General features: G+C 63.1%; 18 protein-coding genes. 16 read left to right on the top strand and 2 right to left on the bottom strand.

Features of this window, described 5'->3' with window-relative positions; all coding sequences use genetic code 11:
- Window positions 1–19: 19 nt before the first annotated feature.
- Together EWU68_RS06345 and EWU68_RS06340 are read right to left on the bottom strand one after the other, a co-directional pair.
- Window positions 20–1,057, bottom strand: coding sequence for a Gfo/Idh/MocA family protein (locus EWU68_RS06345; protein WP_129315277.1), 1,038 nt, complete (start codon window positions 1,055–1,057; stop codon window positions 20–22).
- Window position 1,058: 1 nt separating this feature from the next.
- Window positions 1,059–2,267 carry a Gfo/Idh/MocA family protein gene (locus tag EWU68_RS06340; protein WP_129315276.1) on the bottom strand — a complete coding sequence of 403 codons (1,209 nt, stop codon included), beginning with the start codon at window positions 2,265–2,267 and terminating at the stop codon, window positions 1,059–1,061.
- Window positions 2,268–2,759: 492 nt separating this feature from the next.
- Here EWU68_RS06340 and EWU68_RS06335 point away from each other — a divergent pair, with 492 nt between their 5' ends.
- The 16 genes from EWU68_RS06335 to EWU68_RS06260 all read left to right on the top strand — a co-directional run bounded on the left by EWU68_RS06335 (window position 2,760) and on the right by EWU68_RS06260 (window position 21,662).
- Window positions 2,760–3,977 (top strand): glycosyltransferase family 4 protein, encoded by a 1,218-nt coding sequence (locus EWU68_RS06335; RefSeq protein WP_156265506.1) that lies wholly within the window; start codon window positions 2,760–2,762, stop codon window positions 3,975–3,977.
- Between the two features lie 2 nt (window positions 3,978–3,979).
- Window positions 3,980–5,032 (top strand): glycosyltransferase family 4 protein, encoded by a 1,053-nt coding sequence (locus EWU68_RS06330; protein ID WP_129315275.1) that lies wholly within the window; start codon window positions 3,980–3,982, stop codon window positions 5,030–5,032.
- Complete coding sequence (locus EWU68_RS06325; protein WP_162421470.1) at window positions 5,022–6,281, top strand: glycosyltransferase; 1,260 nt, start codon at window positions 5,022–5,024, stop codon at window positions 6,279–6,281. Before EWU68_RS06330 ends, EWU68_RS06325 begins: the two co-directional genes overlap by 11 nt.
- Window positions 6,271–7,164 carry an aldo/keto reductase gene (locus EWU68_RS06320; RefSeq protein WP_156265505.1) on the top strand — a complete coding sequence of 298 codons (894 nt, stop codon included), beginning with the start codon at window positions 6,271–6,273 and terminating at the stop codon, window positions 7,162–7,164. Before EWU68_RS06325 ends, EWU68_RS06320 begins: the two co-directional genes overlap by 11 nt.
- A complete protein-coding gene (locus EWU68_RS06315; RefSeq protein WP_238692351.1) occupies window positions 7,161–8,840 on the top strand; it encodes an FAD-dependent oxidoreductase in 1,680 nt (559 codons plus the stop codon). The genes EWU68_RS06320 and EWU68_RS06315 overlap by 4 nt, the downstream gene beginning before the upstream one ends.
- The gene (locus tag EWU68_RS06310) at window positions 8,837–9,412 is read left to right on the top strand and encodes a DapH/DapD/GlmU-related protein (RefSeq protein WP_129315272.1); all 576 of its coding nucleotides are present in this window, start codon (window positions 8,837–8,839) and stop codon (window positions 9,410–9,412) included. Before EWU68_RS06315 ends, EWU68_RS06310 begins: the two co-directional genes overlap by 4 nt.
- Before the next feature lie 166 nt (window positions 9,413–9,578).
- The gene (locus EWU68_RS06305) at window positions 9,579–10,679 is read left to right on the top strand and encodes a glycosyltransferase (protein WP_238692350.1); all 1,101 of its coding nucleotides are present in this window, start codon (window positions 9,579–9,581) and stop codon (window positions 10,677–10,679) included.
- Window positions 10,680–12,038: a hypothetical protein gene (locus EWU68_RS06300; protein WP_129315270.1), complete on the top strand. Its 1,359-nt coding sequence runs from the start codon at window positions 10,680–10,682 to the stop codon at window positions 12,036–12,038.
- 128 nt (window positions 12,039–12,166) lie between these two features.
- The gene (locus EWU68_RS06295; protein ID WP_162421468.1) at window positions 12,167–12,844 is read left to right on the top strand and encodes an arsenate reductase/protein-tyrosine-phosphatase family protein; all 678 of its coding nucleotides are present in this window, start codon (window positions 12,167–12,169) and stop codon (window positions 12,842–12,844) included.
- 50 nt (window positions 12,845–12,894) lie between these two features.
- Entirely contained in the window at window positions 12,895–14,478 is a 1,584-nt protein-coding gene (locus EWU68_RS06290; protein ID WP_129315268.1) for a tyrosine-protein kinase domain-containing protein, read from the top strand.
- Window positions 14,479–14,497: 19 nt separating this feature from the next.
- A complete protein-coding gene (locus EWU68_RS06285) occupies window positions 14,498–15,904 on the top strand; it encodes a lipopolysaccharide biosynthesis protein (RefSeq protein ID WP_129315267.1) in 1,407 nt (468 codons plus the stop codon).
- Window positions 15,901–16,785, top strand: a complete 885-nt coding sequence (locus EWU68_RS06280; protein ID WP_129315266.1) for a glycosyltransferase family 2 protein — start codon at window positions 15,901–15,903, stop codon at window positions 16,783–16,785. The genes EWU68_RS06285 and EWU68_RS06280 overlap by 4 nt, the downstream gene beginning before the upstream one ends.
- 27 nt (window positions 16,786–16,812) lie before the next feature.
- Window positions 16,813–17,880, top strand: a complete 1,068-nt coding sequence (locus EWU68_RS06275) for an SGNH/GDSL hydrolase family protein (RefSeq protein ID WP_129315265.1) — start codon at window positions 16,813–16,815, stop codon at window positions 17,878–17,880.
- A 55-nt stretch (window positions 17,881–17,935) separates the two neighbouring features.
- The gene (locus EWU68_RS06270) at window positions 17,936–19,546 is read left to right on the top strand and encodes a hypothetical protein (protein WP_129315264.1); all 1,611 of its coding nucleotides are present in this window, start codon (window positions 17,936–17,938) and stop codon (window positions 19,544–19,546) included.
- Window positions 19,547–19,556: 10 nt separating this feature from the next.
- Window positions 19,557–20,219, top strand: a complete 663-nt coding sequence (locus tag EWU68_RS06265; protein WP_129315263.1) for a hypothetical protein — start codon at window positions 19,557–19,559, stop codon at window positions 20,217–20,219.
- Between the two features lie 219 nt (window positions 20,220–20,438).
- Entirely contained in the window at window positions 20,439–21,662 is a 1,224-nt protein-coding gene (locus EWU68_RS06260; RefSeq protein WP_129315262.1) for a Gfo/Idh/MocA family protein, read from the top strand.
- Window positions 21,663–21,677: the final 15 nt, after the last annotated feature.

The following is a 21,677-nucleotide window of genomic DNA, read 5'->3' as shown; positions in this document are numbered from 1 at the left end:
GTGCTGAGAGCCACGAGGTCTAGCGGAGCGGCGTGACCTCTTCGGGGCGACCGGATGCCAGGGACCGCTGGGCCGCATCGAGCAGCTCGACGCCGTGCATCCCCGAGGTCGGAGGGGTTTCGTTGAGTCCTTCGCCGGACACCATGGCCACGAAGTCCTGCATCTCCAGGACGAAGGTTTCGGCGAACCGGTCCTGATAGCCCTCGAAGGTCTCCTCGGGAGCCTCGATGTGGCCGTCCGGGTCGATGCGCGTCATGGCGACTCGGTCCGTCTCGCCCACCGAATAGGAATTCTCGCTTCCGTGGACCACGGTCCTGACGTCCTGCCCCACCGCGTGCCCCCTCATGGCGGACAGCGTGGCGGTGAAGCCGCTGGGGAATGTCAGGAACGCGGCGGCCGTGTCGAACTCGTCGTTGTCCTCGTAGGAGCCGAAGGCCGCCGCGGAGGCCGTGGCGTACACGGACTCTGCCTGCTCGCCCACGAGCCACGGGACGACGTCGAAACCGTGCGCCATCATGTCCGCGAAGATTCCGCCCGATCCCGAGAGTCCCGTGGGATCGGCCGCGTACTTGTCGTGGTCGACGCTCACGATCGATCGCAGTCGTCCCGCACGGCCGGCGTCCAGCAGGCCCTTGAGGGCCCGGTACTCCTTGCTGTGGCGGCGGTGGAAGCCGACCATCACGGTGTCGTCCGCACCCGCGGCCCCGATGTCCTGCACCAAGGAGGCGAAATCCTTCGCCGTGAGAGCCAGCGGCTTTTCCACGAACACGGGCAGCCCGCGCCGGACCGCGTGCCTGACGAGCTCCGGATGGGTGGATCCGGGGGTCGCGATGACGACGCCGTCGGCAGAGTCGAGTGCGGCAGAGGCGTCTGTGGTGGTGCTCAGCCGCACACCGGCTCCCTCGACCCCCGCGCGCTCCGAGACCCGAGTCGCGTGGTCGCGCACGCGGGCGTCGTCGCGCCCGACCAATTCGACCTCGGTGACGCCCTCGGTTCGCATCAGGTGGGCGGCGTGCATCTGACCGATGGTTCCGGCACCCATCACGGCGATTCTCATCTCAGCTGACCGCCACTTCGGCGCCGGACTGTTCCGCGGACTCTGCGATGGCCTGGATGATGCTGAGCGTGTGGAGGCCTTCGGCGAAGGATCCGCACGGTGCCAGACCGCTCTGGGTTCCCGAAACCTGTTCGAGGAATGCCCTGGCCTGGATCGCGAAGTTGTCGTTGTAATTCCAGCCGACGCCTGGGGCGTCCATGGCACACGAATTCGGGTACAGCGGCGTGTCGCCGTTCAGGATCACGCGCCTTTGGCCCCGAGTATCGGGTGCTGCCTGGGCGTCGTCGTACATGTACTCCCCGGGCTTGGTGATGTCGAAGGATGCCTGGGCTCGGGGGCCGACCACGTGGTACGTCTGCGAGTTCGGGGTCCCGAAGGCTACGCGAGAGATCGTGTAGGTACCCACCGCGCCGTTGGCGAAGGTGCAGGTGAAGGTCAGGAAGTCCTCGTTCTCGACCGGTTCGACCTCGTCCGAGACCTCCACGTGACCATGGCCGACGACGGCGCCCAGCGGCAGGTGCCGCTGCTTATAGATCGTGTCCATGTAGGCGCCGCGCACGGAAGTGACCGGGCCGTTGAGGTATTCGCCGGTGTCGATCACGTGAGACCCGAGGTCGCCCAGAGCGCCGGAGCCGGGCCCGCCCTTGTAGCGCCAGGACATCGGGGCCTTCTCGTCGCACGAGTAGTCGCACAGGTACGTCGAGATGAAGTTGGTGACGGGGTCGAAATCACCGGAGTCGATCTTCTGCTTGATCGCGTTGAGGGCCGGCATCCTGCGGACCGTGTAGCCCACGGAGGTGACGAGGGGGCGGCCGGCGGCGTCGGTCTTCTGACCGTATTCCTTCTCCAGCTCGACCATGGCTTCGGCATCCTCCAGGGTGCCGGCGAGCGGCTTCTCGCACAGGACGTGCTTGCCCGCCTCGAGGAGACCCTTCGCGATCGGCAGATGCAGCGCATTGCCGACGACGACGCTCACCGCGTCGATCTCAGGGTCCTGAGCGACCTCGGTCCAGTCCGAGTACGTCTTCTCGAACCCGTACCGGCGCGCGGTGTCCTGCCCGAGCTCGACGTTCATGTCAGCAATCGCGGCGAGGCGGACATCGGGGAATGAGGAGTCGAAGACCGAACCCGACTGCCGATATCCGTAGGCGTGGGCCCGCCCAGCCATTCCGGCGCCGATGACGGCAACTGAGAGCCTCTGATCGCTCATGGATCCTCCTTGAACTAATGACAGTTTGTTAGGACAAGTATTCTGAGTCGCAGGTCACAGGTCAAGGGGTAGGGGGGGCAAGGTTTCCGGGGTGATGGCGGGCGAGGGGGTGATGTCGATGCCCGGTACGTGCGGAGCGACGCTGCGGGTGCGGTAGCTCATGACGCCGACGTGGTGGCCCTTCGTCGCCGATGGACATTCTGTGCAAAGAAAAAGATTGGAGCGCGTGAAGTGAAACACGTGGGTCACGTCCACTCGCCTCTTCGGAAGTTGTGAAATCCCGGCTGTATTTCCTTGTCAAACCCAGATTGCGCATCTCGGTCGGCATGATGGGGCTCATGGTGGACGGCGTTCCGGCCTTCGAGGTGCGCCTCCGTGCCTCCGCGTCCCGTGTAAAATCGATCCGGATTCTCTGTCCCGTCGTGTTGCCGCAGGCGGGAAGTCTGCCGTTTCTCCGTGTCGGTGGCGTTAATTCTTTTTGAGGTGGGGGCCTTGAATTTTATTGTCGGGCATAACCGGGATCGTGATTCCTATCAGGTTCCGGCTGCGTTGGCCGAAGTGTCCGCGTTGGATACTTTCGTCACCGACTATTACGAGGGTCGCGGATTCTCCGTGCCCACGCTGAGTCATCGACGCACTCCACTCATCGACCCGTCACAAGTCCGTCAGTCCTTCGGGGCTTTCGCGGCTCAGCTTCCGTACGAGGTCAAGCGGCGGATCAGAAGGTCCGTGGATTTTCCGACGGTCGCGGTGGAGGCCCGCCTCGGAGAGACCATTGCCCGGGTGGCTGCTCGGAGGCCCTACGCGGACCTGTTGCTGTACTCGGGGTCGGCCCTCCAAGCTTTCAAAGGCCCGTCCATGGGTCGTCGGATCCTGTTCCAGTATCAAGTGTCTCCCGAATTCATCGTTGACACCCTGTCCACGGTGGATGAGCTCCGCGGTGTGCGTCCCTGGCTGCGCGAGTCGGAGGAGCTGGATCCGGGGATGCAGGCACAACACGTTGCTGAAGTGAATTTGGCGGACAGCGCGGTGTGCGCATCGTCGTTCACCAGGCGGGGCCTGATCGCCCAGGGCATGGCCCCGGAAAACATCACGGTCGCGCCTTATGGCGGGCCACGGCCGGAACGCATCCTCGACGACGCCGCCGCCGGGCCAACGTGTTCCATGCTTTTCGTGGGCCAGGGCATAGCTCGCAAAGGACTCCACATCCTGGTCGAGGCCTGGCGGAGGGCCGCTCTGAAGAACGCGACCCTGACCTTGGTCACGTCCCGCCACGACCCGGAGATCGAGGAATTTGCTCAGGGCGTTCCCAAAATTGACTTCGTCGGCCGCCATTCGAAGCCTGAGGTTCTCGCCCGTATGCGGGCCGCGGATACCTTGTTGCTCCCATCGATCGCCGAAGGCTTCGGTCTGGTTCTCAGCGAGGCCCTGTCCCAAGGGTGCCGCCTGCTGGCCAGCTCGAACACCGGGCTGGTGGACATGGAGCTGCCCGAGGATCTCGGGGTCGTGGTCGAGCCGGGATCCGTGGACTCGCTCGTCGATGGTCTCCGCCGAATCGTGGACACCTACGAACCCCGAAGGCCGTATCGCGACGTCCTCTTCGACCATTCCGAACGATTGTCATGGGCGGGTTTCCGGGAAAAGGTCCGCCAGGGCGTCGGGTTGCCCTCGTTGGCTGACGAAACCACCCCACTGGGAAAGGGCGAGTAGTCATGCGTGTTGTTCTCATGGTCCACCGTTTTCACCCCGACTTCGGAGGAGTGGAAGTCACAGCGGAAGTCCTCGCCCGAGGATTTGTGGAGCGGCACGGCGCCGAGGTCGTGGTCGTCACGCACACCCGTGAGACCGAACCGCGGAAGGACTTTCCGTTCACGGTATTGCGTGCTCCCAGCCCCTTGCAGCTGTGGAAGGCCATTTCCGGCGCCGACGTCGTTTTCCACAACAACCCGTGCATGCAGTTCTATTGGCCGCAGCTCTTCCTTCGGAAACCGTGGGTCGTCGTCCTGCGAACCTGGATCACGTTGCCCGGACAGAAGCTCGGTCCCCTGGAATCGATCAAATACTGGCTCAAATATCGGCTCGTGGAGCGGGCAGACGTCCTGATATCGAACTCCAGAGCCATCGCCGCGCACGTCAGAGGACATTCGGACGTTATCTACAACAGCTACCGGACCGACCTCTTCCGGATCACGAATACCGCGCCGAGGGATCCCAACTCGCTTGTCTACTTGGGAAGGCTCAGTGAAGACAAAGGCATCGACCTCCTGATCCGTGCCGTCAGAAATCTCAAGGACCGGGGTCTCTCCCCGCGCCTGAGCCTGATCGGGGACGGGGATTATCGAGCTGACCTCGAGGCGTTGATCCGCGACCTCAAGGTGGAGGACGAGGTCGCGATGCTGGGCCCGAAAGCGGGTTCTGAGATCTGCGAGGAGCTCAACCGTCACGCTGTCGCGGTAGTTCCGTCCAGGTTCCCGGAACCTTTCGGAACGGTGGCCCTCGAGAACGCTGCATCCGGATGCGTCACCCTGGTCGCGGACCACGGTGGCCTGCCGGAAGCCATCGGGGACGCGGGAGCCCGATTCCGCCCCAACGATGTCGACTCCCTGACCCACGAACTCGAGCGGCTGATGACCAACGGCGACTACCGGGAATCGATCAGGGCCCGCATTCCGGCACATGTGCGGAAGTGCAGCGTCCCGGTCTTCGTGGACAATTTCTACGCCGCCCTGGAGCGCGCCGTACGAAAGGCGCCCCGTGGCAGGTAGGGGCGAGCCACGCAGAATCCTTCTCCTCGCCGTTCGGGACATCACCGGAGTCCGCACGGGGCGCATCGTGGTGCTCGAATCAGCAGTCCGCGGCCTGCAGCGACATGGGCACCACGTGGACGTCGTCGCGATCACGCATGAGGACGGCCCCACGTCATGGTTGGGCTGCGACGTGCACCGAATACGTCCTCCCCGCCTCGGTTCGCTCGCTGCGCTCGTGCCCTGTGCTCTTCTCAGGGGTCGTTGTCTCAACGAGGCCTTGTTCAGCGGGCGGGCACTGACCCAGCAGGTTCGGGAGATCGCGCGCGAGCTCAAGAGCGACGTCGTGGTCGGCGACGGTCTGCGGGCGTGGGACGCGGCGCGAGCCGCAGGCCTGCCCACGGTCATGCACCTGGATGACCTTCTCTCCGAGCGGTATTCCTCCGCGACATTCCGCGACAACAACGATTCGATCCTGGGCTATTTCGGGGAAAGAGTTCCTCGCCTTACCCGCCCCGGCGCGGAGGCACTGGCCAGAGCCTTGCTCGGCGTCGAGGCCGAGCTGGCTCGCAGGCGGGAGAACCTGATTGCCCGTGAGGCCAGGGTCGTGGCATTGACCAGCCGTGAAGAAGCGAAGCGATTGTCGCTCCGAACGGGTCGGGACGTGCTGGGGATCCCCATGGCGGTGGAACAAGGCACGCTCTGCGCACCGGAGCAGGCCGCCGCCGGGACACTGACGTTCCTGGGGGTTCTGCATTACGGACCCAATATCGCCGCCTTGCGCTTCGTCAGGGACGAGCTGGTGCCGGAGCTCGACAAGCGGGGCCGGACGGTGCGGATCCGAGTCATCGGCAAAGCCAGCCGGGAGCAGATTCAGGAGTTTGCGGGTGGTCCTTTCGAGATCCTGGGGTACGTGGACGACCTTCCGGCCGAGATGTCGAAGAGCCGAATGCTGCTCTCTCCCATCCAGGCAGGGACGGGTGTCAAGACCAAGGTTCTCGACGCGCTGAGCATCGGCCTGCCTGTGGTTGCCACGCCCATGGGTGTGGCGGGCATCCCCCTCCGGGATGGGGTCAGCGCGTTGATCGCGGACACCGCGAGCGGCCTGGCCGACGCGATCGAGGACTTGATGGATCACCCTGAACGGGCGCGCGACATCGGCCGGGCCGGATACGAAGTGCTCGGAACGAGCATGGCGCCCGATCAGATTTACAACGCTTGGGGAGCGGCCGTCGAACAGGCCGTGAGTGAGGAGAGTCGTGCGCACTGACCTTTTGGAACGCGGCCGGTTGGGCGAATTCGAGACGACGCCGCTGGGCGTGGGGACCGCCCGACTGGGCGCCTTCTGGCAGAAGCGCGGAATCTCGGAGGGAACGTCCGCGTTGAGCCAGGCTCTCGATATGGGGGTTGGGCTCGTCGACACCGCGGACGTCTACGCGCGGGGTATCAGCGAGAGGATCGTCGGGCGCGTGGTCAGGACTCGCCCGGACACGGTGGTCATGACCAAGGTCGGGCTCCTCAAGACTCCCGTCGGGCTGGTCTCCGCGACCTTCGGGGGAGACCATCGTCCCGGAATGGGCGGCCTGCGCGCCGCCGGCCGGGCAGACACCTGTTTCTCCCCGAAGTACGTCCGCGAGGCTGCTCGTCGGTGCCTGAAACGTCAGGGCCGGGACGAGCTCGACATCCTGCTTCTGCACGAACCGCACGCGGCGGATCTGCAGTGCGACGACGTCGTCGGGGAACTGAACCGCATGAAACAGTCCGGGATGATCCGGGCGTGGGGTGCATCCGTGCGAGATGCCGATGCCGCCCGCGCGCTCTTGGAAGCGCCCGGCGCCACGTGGCTCCAGATCCCGGTCAACCTTGGCGACACCTCGACCCTCGAAACCGTGCGGTCCCACCCGGGGCGTGATCGCGTCACAACCGTCGGGATCGCGGTGCTCGGTGACGGCACTCTCATGCGACGTGCGGCAGCCTCCGGCATGGACGGCCCGCGAATCGTCGCCACCCTGGTCGAAGGCGTTCACAGAATGGACGGCGTCGACGCGGTGCTGTTGGGGATGAGCACCCCACGTCACGTCAGGGACAACATAGGCGCCATCGCCCGGGGAGCGGTGGAACACGATATTCGACGTCTGGAGGAGACGCTGTGAAAACACCCTTGTCGAAGCACCAGATGACGGACGCGCGGGACCTCCCGGCCGGAGCCCGACTGTCCGCGACGGTTCTGATCGTCGGTACCGGTCCCGCGGGCGCCACCGTGGCCCGGGAGCTGGCCCCGACCGGCGTCGATATCCTGATGCTCGAAGGCGGTGACGTGCGCGGTAGCTCCGCAGCGGACGACACCCTGAAAGGAGACGCCAGGTCCCAGGCCGTCGAACCGTTGGAGAAGGCGCGAACCAAGAGGCTCGGCGGCGCATCGATGCAGTGGGGCGGTCGAACCTACCCCTTCGACCAACTGGATTTCGAAGAGCGGCACCACGATGACTTCTCGACCGAGGCATGGCCGGTCACACGGGACCAGCTGATGCCGTTCTATCGCCGCGCGGCCCAGGCCCTCGATCTGCGATCCTTCGAATGGACCGGTGCACAGGCCATCCCTGGCGACCCCGAGGACCTGATCGGCCCGTCGACAACGATCAACTCGAAAGCCGTTTGGCGCTGGTCACCGCCGATCCGATTCGCGGACGCCCTCAGCAAGGACCTTTCCTCATACCCCAATATCCGGGTCATCCACCACGCGAACGTGACCCACCTGGTGCAGAACCCCGAAACCGGTGTCATCGATCGAGTCGAGGGACAAACGGACCCGGGACGGCATTTCGCCGCGCGGGCCGACCACGTGGTCGTGGCCGCTGGCGGTCTGGAGACCGCCCGCATCCTGCTGAACTCCGGGATCCGGGACGACCACGACCAGATCGGCCGGCACTACATGATTCACCCGATCGCAGAGGTCGGCGAGCTCCGGGTCAGGAACCCCAAGGCCGTCGGCCATGCGGTGAAACTGACCAAGAGCCACGACGGCGTCTGGGTGCGCCGCTTGCTGCAACTCGACGAGAACGTCCGGCGTGACCAAGGTCTGCTCAACATGGGTTTCGCCGTGTGGTACCAGGACCCGCGCACGCCCGACCACGGCGACCCCCTGCTGTCCTCGTTCGCGTTGGTTCGCAAGCTGCTCACGATGACCGGTGGGTTCAAGGGCACGGGCATGCACCGCAGATACGCCCGGCTCGAGGACCCCCGGGGACATATACGCAACGTCCTCCAGGGTCTTCCTGCAATCGGCGCGTTCGGTGCCCGCTGGGTCCGGGACAGAATCCTCGATTCCCGCACCCTGCCCATGTTTTCGCGTTATTCGAAACAGGGCGTCTACCGCATCCGGTTCGACGCCGAGCAATCGCCCGACCCGGAGCAGCGGGTAGTCCTGTCCACCACGGAACAGGACGCCTTCGGGATGCCTCGTCTCGACGTCCGGCACCGGGTCTCCGATGCGGACCGTCGTAATTACCACCGGTCGTTGGAACTTCTGGCCGCAGGGATTCGGGAATCCGGGTGGGGAACGTACACGCCGCCGACCCTCGACGAGATGCTCTCGATGATCCTCGTGGACGCGACCCACCAGATGGGGCTGGTGCGCATGGGGGCCGACTCCACACGTTCGGTCGTGGATCCGAACCTGCGCGTGTGGTCCTCTCCGAATCTCTATCTGGCGACCACGGGAACCTTCCCGACCGCAGGCATGGCAGGTCCGACGCTCACCGATGTTGCCCTGTCCATCCGCCTGGCCGACCATTTGGCCCACAAGCTGCACCAGGAGGAGGGCCGGTGAAGGACCTGACAGGTTTTCAGGGATACGGTTACGACAAGGGCCGGCCCAAGGTGGTCCAGGCCCTGTGGCTGGCGGTCCAAGGCACGATCCTCCAACGGTGGTGGTGTCCGCCGAAAATCCGTACCGCGATACTGCGCGCCTTCGGCGCGAGAATCGAGGAAAACGTTCTGATTCGCCACGGGGTAACCATTCACTGGCCCTGGAAACTGCATATCAAGAAGAATTCCTGGGTCGGCGTCGGAACGTGGATTCTGAACCTCGAGCCGGTCACGATCGGCGAAAATACGTGTCTCAGCCAAGACACTTTTGTGTGTACTGGTTCGCACCAATTCGACCATCCGAATTTCGAGTTCGACAACGGGGCGATCGTTATTGGCGATCGATGCTGGATTGCCGCGCGAGCCACGGTCCTCCGAGGGGTCGAGATCGGTGACGACTCGCTGATCGGCGCGCAGGCGCTGGTCGCAAAGTCCGTGCCTGCCGGCTCCAAAGTCCTGGCTCCCTTGGGGGAGGTCAGTGGGCGGAGCGGTGCACACTCGAAGGGGAGAATCGCCCCGAGGCCGCCTATCTGATCGCCACTCGACGTCAACCTTTGGGTTGACTAGGTCTTTTGTCGACTATCTCGAACTGTTATAAAATTTTCTGCGCATATTTCGTCTGTCGGACATGGGGAAAGCTCCGATACGGCGAATTTCAAGTTCTGGGGGGAACGGTTTGAGAATTCTTCACGTGGTCACGATGGTTGATCCACACGGTTCGCTGGGCGGCCCTCTTCGGGTCTCGTGCAACCAGCTCTCGGAGCTGAAGAAACAAGGGCATGACGTTCTCCTCGTTGCGGCCGCGGAAGGTTACCGCGGGCGCGCGCCCCGCGAATACTGCGGCATCCCGGTGAAGCTGTTCGCGGCTCGACGGCTCATGCGCGGCAGTTTTGCGGGAGTCTCTGCACCAGGGCTGATCCGATGGCTCGTGACTCACGGCAGGACCTTCGACGTCGCCCACATCCACATGGCCCGTGATCTCGTGACTCTGCCCTCGGCCAGGCTGCTCCAGCTCCTCCGAGTGCCGACCGTGTTGCAGACCCACGGGATGATCGACCCGAGCTCCCAGAAGCTGGCCAAGCCCCTGGACGCCCTCATGACGCGGCCCACGCTCAGAGCAGCGAAGAAGATCTTGGCGCTGACGAGCGTCGAGGTGGACGGGTTGCGGGCAGTCGATCCCCGGACAGCCTCGGACGCGGTGCAGATGCTTCGTAACGGCGTTCCGATGTCTCCCGTCGTCGCCCGACCGGACGGAGCGTCTCCGGACGTTCTCTTCCTTGCTCGTCTCCAGGAACGGAAACGCCCCTTGACCTTCGTCGAAGCGGCTCAGCGCCTGGCTTCCCGTCATCCCGACGCTACCTTCACACTGGTCGGCCCCGACGAGGGCGAAGGCGAGGCCGTCCGTCGACGTCTCGAGGAAGACAACGCCGCCGGGCGCATCCGTTGGGTTGGATCTGTTCCTGCGGAGCGGACCCTGGAACGCATGGCAGATTCCTCGGTCTATGTTCTGCCCTCCCGCCAGGAGCCCTTCCCGATGTCGGTTCTGGAAGCGATGAGCACGGGCCTGCCCGTCGTCGTCATGGAGGACTGCGGGCTGGCCCCGGATGTCACGACCTCCGGCGGAGGCCAGGTGGTCGGATTCGGCCCGGACGAGCTGGTGGAAGTGCTCGACCGCCTCCTGGACAGCCCGGAGGACCGCCGGCGCATGGGCAACGCGGGACGAACATTCGTGGCCGGTCACGCGACCATGGACCGCATCGCCCAACAACTGTCGAGACTGTACGGGGATGTGGCTTCCTGAATGACGTCCACACTGCTCCTCCTGGGAGCTTCCTTCGTCTTCGCACTGCTGTTCGCGTCCCGGCCCGTGGTCCTGGTGTGGGCTCCGATCATCGTGAGGCTTTTCTTGCCGTCGTACCAGGCCAACGAATGGTTCAACGGCCCGCACCCCGCCGGGGACATGATTATGGTCTCGGCACTCGTGCAGACCATCTTTTACTGGCCCCGGGTCAAGAAGGTCCTGAGCTCTTCGCGTCTCGAGATCGCCGTCTTCAGCCTGTTCTGTTGCCTGATCATGGTCAATGTACTGTCGATCTTCAATTCGTTCACGGACAGCCTGATCAATATCGCGGTGGTCTATCTACCGCCTTTCGTGCTGTACCTGCTCTTCAAGATGCTCGTTCTCCGCGAGGGTGCCGGGGCGTTGCGCAAGGTCGCCTGGGTCATGCACCTGGCGATGCTGGGGCAGATGTACCTTGCAATCCAGCAGAACATCACCGGACACATCCTCGTCTTCGAGGACACGGCCAAAGCCGCACTGTGGCAGTTGCAAGGTATTGACGAGATCACCCGCAGCCAGGGTTTCGTGGAGACTGGCCTGGACTTCGCGGCCCTCTGCGCCTTCATGGTTGCGCTGACCTACTTCATACGGAACCCCATCATTCGGTGGGTATTCATCGGGCTGTATCTGTACGGCGCCCTGCTCGGCAACGGGCGGGCATCCATACTAGCCGCCGTGATCACGGCGGTCGTGGTGACCCTTGCGGCGAAAGACCGGATCCTGACGAAGCTGACGGGTATTGGGATCATGGCGGGAAGCTTTGTCTGGATGCTGGGGACCGAAGCCGGCCAAGCGTTGACCACGAAGGTCGAGGACGATGGCGGATCCTCCGAGCTCAGGAAAGAAGCGTATCGGTGGGTCGAGGGTCACTGGCACCTCTTCACGTTCACCGGATATCCGGGCAGCCGTGACTTCCGCGGCTCGGGAATCCTGGGGTCCTCCCTCGAGAACGCGTACCTGATCGTGGGGGCCGATTACGGCCTGATCACCGCGGCCGTGCTGCTGGCGCTCCAGATCTTCCTCGCCCTCCGGAACCTGCGGAATGCGGCCGGGGCGGTCACGGCGCTGGGCGCGCTGGACATGATTGCCAACAATCTGACCAACAGCGGGTTCACCTCAAACCAGGTGGGTGCCTATCTCATCTGGATTGCGCTGGGATTCGCGACGATCGGCAAGCACTTCTCTGAATACGGGTACGCGGGCCATCGTCCGGGGATCTTTGCGAGACGCAGAAAAACCGGACCTGTCACCGGGGCAGCCGGTCCGGGGCGGGCATCTCCGCTTCGGACACCAGAAGCGGTGAGCTACGGGCATGGTTAGCGCGACCCTGGTCCTCCTTTCGCAGAATCACGGAGAAATCGATGTTTATTCCTTGGCACAAGAGGCCTGACAAATCTGTGGGTACCGGGCCCACGCCCTCCGAACCGTCCCAGTCACAGGGGGCGGTGATGGATGCTCCTCCGAGCGACTCCATCTCCGCCGCAGGGGCACCGTGCGAGTCGTCACCGTCAGCGGGCGATTCATCGCTGCCCGAAGCCGAGGAAGTGGGCGCCCCTTCGGAATTCAGGGTGTATTTCGTGTGCACCGGCAACGTCTGTCGCTCGGTCCTGGCCGCTGAGTACCTCAATGCGGCGACAGCGGAGATTCCCGTCCGGGCGAATTCGGGAGGCACGGAAATAAACCCGGAGGTCGGGGTGCCGCAGGACATTCTGGACGCCGCCTCGGCTCGAGGAATCGACCTGTCCGGCCACCGGCCCCAGGCCGTCACGGTGGAAGCGATCACCGAAGCGCACCTGGTTCTGACTGCAACGGTGGAGCAACGCTCCGCGGTTTTGGCCTCGGTCCCAAGAGCACTGAAGAAGACCTTCACTCTCAAGGAATTCGCGCGGCTGGCGGAAACCGCCGAATGGCAACCGGTCGATTCAACCGGCGCGACGGTAAACCTTTCACATGAGTGTTCCTCGTTCGTCGCGGAGGCCTCCTCCCGGCGTTCCCAGGTCGGACGAGACGCGAATGCCGAAGTGGACATCGTTGACCCCTATCTTCGGGAACCTGCCGTCTACCGCGAGGTCGCGGAAGAGATCGTCGTGGCCATCGACCACATCTTGCGAAAGATGTTCCGCTGAGGCGCTGCGGGCATCTGGAACCACTAAACGTATTGGAGAAACAAGAGAGTATGGGCGAGAAGAACCCTGTTTTGATCGGCGGGACCACGTCGGAAAAGAGTTCGGGCCTGGTTGAGGCGTTCGTGCGCACCGTCCGGCGGCGTTGGTATCTGCTGGTGGCCGGGATTGTCGTCGGTGCCCTGGTCGGAGTCGGAGTGTCGGCTCTGCAACCGCGCGTCTACGCGGCCGATGCCACGGGGATCGTGACGACCGACAACAACAACAGCATTGGTCTGGCATCGACCACGGATACCCTGGCGAAGTCGAAGGCGACCCAGTACAAGAGCCTCGCCACCTCCCGTGGAGTGGCCGAGGACGCGATCAAGGCCACCGGATACGACCTCAGCCCGCAGCAGGCGCTGGGCATGGTCTCGGTCGCCGTCCCCCTGGACACGGCGCAGATCCAGGTCACGATTCGTTCCCATGATCCTGACAGCGCACGGGAGCTGGCGGACGCCTGGATCAAGGCGTTGGCCGCGAACGTGGAACGAGTCGAGACCGGTGGCAACTCGGCGGCACCCGAGAAGTCCCAAGATTCTGAAGACTCCGAGGAAGCACAGGCCGACCCGGCCAACTCCGTGCTGAAGTTCATCGAATACGTTCAGGCCGAGACACCGACTTCGCCCGTGTCTCCGAACGTGAAGCTGAACGCAGCCCTTGGGGCTTTGGCACTGCTGGTTGTCGTCCTCCTCGTGCTCCTTCTGCAGGCCTTCAGAGACCGGAGCATTCGCTCCGTGGAAATCCTCCGGGAGGTCATGGGGAATTCCCCCTTGCTGGGGACGATCCCGCTGTCCGATGCGTTGCGTGAGTCGCGTTTGCTCCCATCGGACTCCGGAGATGCCACGAGCCGCCGACGTGACTTCACTCTGATCGAGTCGTTCAAGGAGCTCCGGACCAACCTGCAGTTCATGAACCCGGACCGGCCCCCTCGCCGCTTCGTGGTGACTTCGTGTCTTCCGGCGGACGGCAAGTCGACGGTCGCGGACAACCTGGCCATCGCTCTCGCCCAGGGCGGAGAACCGATCTACCTGGTCGACGCCGACTTGCGCCGCCCTACCGTTGCCAAGAGCTTTGGCCTCATCGAGGACGTGGGGCTGACTGACGTCATCATCGGCCGCGCGGAGGAGGACGACGTCATCCAGCAGGCGCACGCCTACCCGAACCTCTTCGTCCTGGCGGCGGGACACATTCCGCCGAACCCGTCCGAAATCCTCGCGTCGGAGCGCTTCTCGGCCATGATCGATCGCCTCGCAGAGAAGGGCACCGTCATCATGGACGCACCGCCGTTGCTGCCGGTCAGCGACTCGGCGATCTTGGCGACCAGATTCGATGGGGCCCTGGTGGTTGTCGAAGCCGGGAACACGACCCGAGACCAGTTGGGCAAGGCCCTGCAGAACCTCGATCAGGTCAACGCCCAATTGCTGGGTACCGTGCTGAACAAGGTGCCCACGAAGGGCAGCGAGGCCGGCTACTACCGCTATTACGGCGAGAACTACTACTACGACGAATCCGGCGACGACTCGTCCGGACGCACCAAGCGTTCACGGACGAAGCGGTCCAAACGGGAGTCAAGAAAGGCGGCAAGCGGCGTCTGAACAGGTCGCGTCACCTGATATGTCCGAACCTGAATCAGTTGAAGGCCCTGTGCAGGGCCCTTCGACCAAGACCGAATCAGCGAACAGACCGACCTCCATGGGGTCCGGGCTCTTTTATTCGTTGCTGAGCAACCTGTTGGCGCCCGTCGCCGGGCTCGCCATTGCCCCTATCCTTTCCAATGGGCTCGGCGAGGCCGGGCGTGGCGCGCTTGGCGGAGTGACCTCGATCGTGTTGGTCGCTTCCTCGGCCGGCGCTTTCGGGATGCCGGAGGCCCTGACCTTCTTCGCCGCGCGGTATGTCCGGCGACATCGTTCGGTGCTGCGCCTGGCGCTCTGGACTTTGCTGTCTCTCGGGGCACTCTGCGCCCTCGCGGTGTGGGCCCTGAGCCCATTCCTCTCGAGCGGTCACGGGGAGGAGTACAGGGAACTCCTTCTCCTCACGTCCGTGGCCCTGGTCCCGAATATGCTGATCCTGATCCCTCGGGCGTTCGTCGCGGCGACCAACCAGTGGAAATTCCAGGCCCTCGAGCAGGGGTTGTTTTCGGTGCTGCGGCTGGTCGCGTTGGTGGCTCTGCTCGGCACCGGGCATCTGACGGTGTTGACCGCCGTGATCGTGACCTTGGCGTCACCGGTCCTGGGGGCGCTCGTCTACCTGCCGGTCCTCTGGGGACAACGAGCCCGTGGAGACCTCCTGTCACGGGAAGAACCTCAAAGGGTGGGCGAGATGTGGGCCTACGGATCGAAGGTCTGGCTCGGTTCCTTGTCCGGCATCGTTCTGAGCCGAATCGACCAAACGGTCATGATCAGGTTGACGACCTTGGAACAGCAGGGGCTCTACGCCGTCGCCGTGACCATCGGGGAGATTCCGTCGGTGCTCTCCAACGCGTTCCGCAACGTGGTTTTCGCCGCCGACGCAGCGGACACGGGGGACGACGCCACGTCGGAACATGCCGACCGGCGCCTGACAGCGATGGCGCGTATCACCGTGATGCTGACGGTCCTGACCTCGGTGCCGATTGCGGCGACGTCGTTCCTTTGGGTGGGCCCGATTTTTGGGGCGGAGTTTTCATCCTCGATACCGATGCTCCTGGTGCTTCTGGCTGCGGCCGTCGTAGGAGCCCCCGGGTCGGTCGCGGGGGCCGGGCTCTCGGGTCGGGGAAGACCGGATCTGCGAAGCCGATCCATGGCCATCGGGGCCGTATTCAATCTGGCCGTGCTTTTCGGGCTGACCTCCGTTCTGGGCGGGATGGGGGCAGCACTGTCCACGCTCGTGGGGAATGCCGTGGCTGGAAACTTGAACATCTATTACCTCCGTCGCCACTTCGGATTCAGCTTTGGGGCTTTCTACGCGGTCTCACGCGGTGACGCCATGATGCTGGCGAAGGCGGCGGGAAAAATCCTTCGGAGAATGGGAGTCACACGATGACAGAAACGCCTTTGGATTTGCAGGTCTCTCGACCGTTGCGTGTTCCGTGGAAGGTGGCGGCCATGGCCAGGCTTCGGCTGATCAATAGGGCCTCGTCAGCCAGCGTTCTCGGCGAGGCTCCGGTGGCCGTCAACATCACCTCGTACGGGCACCGCCTGTCGACCGTGTGGCTTGCCATCGAATCCATCGCCCAGGGGCGTGTCAAACCACAACGCATGATTCTGTGGATCGACGACGAAACTTTCGATGTTCGGAGCCACCCACACCTTCTTCGCCTTCAGCGGAGGGGGCTGGAGATCCTCCGATGCGAAAAACTGGGCCCTTTTGGGAAGTTCTACCCGTATATACGGATGACGAAGGCGAAGGACCTCCCGGCCGTCGTCGCCGACGACGACGTCATGTACCCAACGGGATGGCTCGAACGCTTGTCCGATGCCCATAGGGCGTATCCCGACGATGTCGTGGCCCTTCGTTGCCATCAGTGGACTCTCACCAGCGGTGGGACCGAGGTGGCACCGTATACGACGTGGCCAACAGCTGCAGCCGAAAGCGTAGGTTTCTCGAATTTCGCCACGGGGGTAGGGGGCGCAGTACTCCCGCATGCTCTCCTGGAGCGAATTTTTCACGACGGGACGGAATTCACGAAGAGCTGCCCTCGGGCGGACGATATCTGGATCAATGTCGAGGCGATCCGGGCGGGAGTCAGAACGCGATTCGTCTCGCCGAAGGGGCTGACGTACATCTCCATCCCCGGTCTGCAGCAGAAATCCTCCTTGCACAGCACCAACGTGGCCGAGAACGGGAATGACGCCCAGATTCGCGCCACGTTGACCTCTGAGGATATTCGAGCTTTGGCCGCCGAGGCTCCCGTTATCGGTTGATCTTCACCTGAGAAGAAAGATAGATCAATGGTTTACGGCAAGCCAGTGACGGATATGTGGGCTTCTTCCGGCTCCGAACCGCTGACTTCACGGCGTTCCCTGTTCCGGTCTTTGGGGCTGGGGGCGGCCGCATTCACGACGGCTGGTTGCACGCAGGAACCGTTGAAAAGGACCGCGTCTCCCGTCCCGGTGGCGCGCAATGGTTCTCCGAAGGGAGGTGCCCGACGCCGCTCCTCGGGCGGGGAGTGGGTGCACTTCGGAGACTCCTTCACGAACCTTTCCAAAGTGGTTCCAGCATGCGCAGAACTCACCGGCTACGAGCATATGGACGCGAGCATGATCGGAGACAATTCGCTGACCGCGGCCATCAGATCCGGGTGCGAACCGTTGAGGGGACGGCTTGCTGGAGGCAGGATTCCAGCCAAGGGCTGGGTAGAGGTGCTCGACTTCGATCCGTCAGCCTTTCGGATGCACGAGGAAGTGGAGTACCTCGTCGAAATAGGCAATGTCCGGGGAACGATGGTTCGTCCACGGTCCTCGAAGAGGGCCTGGTTCAGGAGGCCCTGGTCCGGCGAAGAACTCGACGTCTCGGGACGCGTCGACATCACGGTGGATCCGCGCCACGAGCAGTCCATCGGGACCAAAGGATTCCACAGAAACTTCTCGGTCGTCTTCTCCCTCGGGCGCAATGACATAGATACTGGCGGATCCGTCAACGGTCTGGTGAAGAACATCCGGACCATGATCGAGAAACACCCGGCCAAACAACTGAGGTTCGTGGTGACGGAGATCCCTGCGTGGAAGGGCGAGAAGATCGGCACCCCAAAGCGCGCAGAGCTCGATGCGTGGAACGGAAGGCTCAAACAGGAATTCGGGGATTCATTCATCGAGCCCTTCCAATGGTTGATCGAACATCGGGAGCAGTCATGCGCGTTGGCCGGTCAGAAGATGACGGACGAGGATCGAGCGGCCGGAGACAGCGGCGTCATTCCCATCTCTCTGACCATGGACGACCGCGGTCACCTCAGTGAAGCAGGCGGAAAAGCGTGCGCCGCGGGAGTTTTCGAAGAATTCAGGCGGCTGCGGCTGGTGTAATGCGGGCGGCAATTTCGGGAAATCGTTTCCAGATGAAGAGAAAGGACAGCTGACAATGGAAGAAGCGCGATCGCTCCGTGGGTATCCCGGACAAGGCAATCGCGGCCCCCGGGAAGACCTCGCCTTTGCCGCAACCGGAAAGAACGGGGAGCCAACGTGGCTGGAGGCGCGGAAGCCGGATGGACATCCCACGGCGGCGGCCTATGAGAAATTCGGAGTGGACCCCGAGGGCCCAGGCGACAGCCTACTGGCGGTGACCGACGGCGTGCGGAGGGTGGACATTCTCGATTCCTCGGGATCCCTCTCGCCGCGGCTTCTCCGGTACTCGTCCAAACACAATGGCGGTCTCATTCCGGCGGCGGCCGGTGGCGTCAAGTCCGACGCCGTGCTCGAGCGAAACCCGTTGATGGGCATGGCCTGGGAGCCGAAGAGTGGGACCGACGATACCGAGGCAATGAATCGTTTGGTGGTGTCCGTATCCGAGAACGGCGGTGGCACGGTGGTTCTTCCGCCTGGGGCGACGTTGGCAAGCGTGACCCTCGCTCCCGGTGTCTCTCTGGCGGGATCTGGTCAGAGAATCACCAAACTCGTTCTCCCCAACGCCGCGAACAGGGCTATCGTCGCCGTGACCCCATCCGCATCCGGGCACAAGAACTACCGCACAGAAGTGCGCGACGTGACGTTGGAGGGGAACCGGTTCAACCAAACGGTCTGGTCCAAGGGGGCCAAGTGGGCTCGGAATTCTCTCGAGAATTACAGCGCCATGCCCCACGGAATTTGGATTGCGCGGTCAGAGCCCAGACCTGACCAGGACGATGAAGGTCTTGACCTCTACAACCTGGTTGCCAACGTGAGGATCAACGATGTCTACGGCACGGCGGTCTTCGGATGGAGAGGAAATGGGGGAACCGTATTCCACAACGTGGTCGCTCTCCGGCCCGGCGTCGGTTTCATATCTCCCCCTGATTGCTCCTGGTCGGACTGCACCGTGGGCCAGGCAGAATTCGCCGGTGTCCGTTCTCTGCACGGATCCGTGAACTATTCGAACATCAAGACGTGGATGTCAGGAACAGCGGTTCTCAAACACCCGGCGCCGGACGGAAATGCGTACAGGCGGCGATGGGCCAATGGTTGGGAATTCCTTGGGAATGGAGCTGACGTCACTGTTTCTTCGTGTTCCTCCCAGAATCACTCGGGACATGGCCTGTGGATTGCCCAAAAAACGGAAGGAGCGAATATCCAGATGTCCGTGGATGCGAACAACACCGTACCGCCGTGGGCCATGCGGGCCGACGATGATCTGGAACCGTGGCTGACGAACGAAGAGAATCAAGCCCTCCAGGTCTTTGGTGATGATGGCAGGACCCGCGTCGCTAACCCGGTAAGGGCCACAACTCCCTCCGGGCACGTCGGCGCCTTTGTCGAGGGATCAAGAAATGTCCTCAATATTTCATCGAACACGGCCGCCGAACAGGCCCGCGGGTCGTTCTACGGATGGCAAAAGCATGCACTCGCATTCGGCGCCGAAGCAAGGGAAAACATGGTCACGGTGTCTCACCACTCACTGACCGAAACACGCCCCTCTGGCGAAGTCATCCGTGGCGGAGCCACCGGCCGGAACTACGTCCTGGGCAACGGGCGGATCCTCGACCAGGTTTCTGACTAGGAGGAAATTGATGACCACCATGATTCGAACTCAAACGAAAATCACGAATGACCTGGCCGAATACCTTGTGCCCGACCTTGGGGTGCCCGTTGCGGCACGGTGGGTTGCATCGACCATGGACCCTGAGGACCCCAGCCGGATTCCCGATGCCATGGGGTTGAGCCGCACGGCCGCCGTCCGGACCAAGCCCGCGGATGCACGAGTCATCCACAGCGCGGACGGCCACGCACTGCAGATCACCAAGGGGTCATACCAATCGGGGCAATATGCCTTTCGGCACGCGCGGACCTCGGCCTTCACGATGATTGCCGTCCTCTCCTGCCCCGGGGCTGCAGGGCCAATAGTAGACTTCGGCCCCTGTCGAATGCAGAAGACCGCAACCTATTCTTTGCAACACGACAAGGACCTTATCCATGTCGAATCGCGCGCCCGCGATGTCGTCCTCATCGGAAGTTTCGACGGCGCGAACAGTCATCTGACAGTCAACGACGAGCGCGCGCTGGGGGACTTGTCGGCAGGGAGCAAGCCGGATCTGCAGTCCATGTTCGGTGCGACCTATGGCACTGCCACCTGGTACGAATTCGCCATCCTCGACTTCCCGGTCTCACCCGAGCAGGCGGACCAGATCGTGAACGTCATGCGCGGAATCTACCCGAATCTCCTGGGGCGTTAGAGGCTCCTCACGCAGCGGTTCACCCCTCCGCGGATACCTCGGGGAAACCGTGGGGAAAGCATACGCGGCCTGAGTGCTCGAAGCGTTCGTGATCTTGTGGCCGATGTGATGCTCCGCTCTCAGTTATTTGTATTGACATTAGAACAATTAGCTTAATAGGCTGTACAAAGACCGGACCCATCCAGTTCTCCGGTCGACCGGACTCGACGAGGAGCAGGCATGGCGGAGCAGCGCACCATCGGTGTTGGACTCATCAGCGTAGGCTGGATGGGTAAAGTCCATTCGAGGGCATACACCAATATTCCGGTCTTCTACCCTGAGCTCGGTATCAGGCCTCGGCTGATCGTCGCGGCTGACACAGCCGAAGATCGCGCCCGATATGCGGTGAACGTACTCGGTTTCGAGCGAGGAACCACTGACTATCACGAGGTTCTGAACGATCCCGAGGTCGATGTTGTCTCCATCTGTGCCCCCAACTTCCTGCACGCCCAGATCGCGAAGGACGTCGCGGAGGCCGGAAAGGCGTTCTGGGTGGAGAAGCCTGCGGGGCGTTCGGCCGATGAAACCCAGGCGATTTCGGATGCTTCCGACCGCGCCGGCGTCGTCAGCGCCGTGGGTTTCAACTACCGCAACGCACCCGCCATCGAATACGCGCGCCAGCTCGTGGCAGACGGCAAGCTGGGGCGCATCACCAACGTGAGAGGGGCCTTCTTCGCGGACTATTCTGCCGATCCCCGCGGAGCGCTGTCATGGCGTTTCATGCGGGACCTCGCTGGAACGGGGGTTCTCGGGGACCTGATGGGGCATCTCATAGACCTGACGCATTACGTCGTCGGCCCCATTCGGAGCGTCACTGCGGCGACATCCACCGTGTACTCGGAGCGACCCGAGATGCCGATGGGCAGTGGAACCCACTTCGCGGTCGTCGAGGACGGCGACATGAAGCCCGTGGAGAACGAGGACTACGCTTCGATGATTGTTCGATGCGAACAACCCGCATCCGAGGGTTCGACGGCTCAAGTCATCGGCGTATTGGAAGCCTCTCGCGTGGCCAACGGTCCGCGCGCCTCCTACGGAATTGAGGTATACGGCACGCAGGGTTCGTTCCGCTGGGACTTCGAACGAATGAATGAACTTCAACTTGCCTTGAACACGGCGCCACACGTCGGATACACCACCATCATGGCCGACAAGGAATTCGGGGACTTCTCAGTTTTCCAGCCTGGGGCTGGGACTCCCATGGGCTATGACGACCTCAAAACCATCGAGGCCAAGAAATTCCTTCTTGCGTACCTGGGGGTCGAGTCCCTGCATGCGGATATCAAGGATGGTGTTGCAGCCAGCCGCGTGGTATCAGCGGCCGAAGAGTCTGCCGAAACTGGCGCTTGGCAACCGGTCGATGAGATCGCGGGTACCAGCGCGCAGGGTCGGAGCAGGCAATGACCGAGGGCATACCCC

This window comes from Rothia koreensis (genome assembly GCF_004136575.1).
In the GTDB taxonomy this organism is placed as follows: domain Bacteria; phylum Actinomycetota; class Actinomycetes; order Actinomycetales; family Micrococcaceae; genus Rothia; species Rothia koreensis.
Note: the sequence above shows the minus strand (reverse complement) of the source record. Positions and strands in the feature narration are given on the sequence as shown.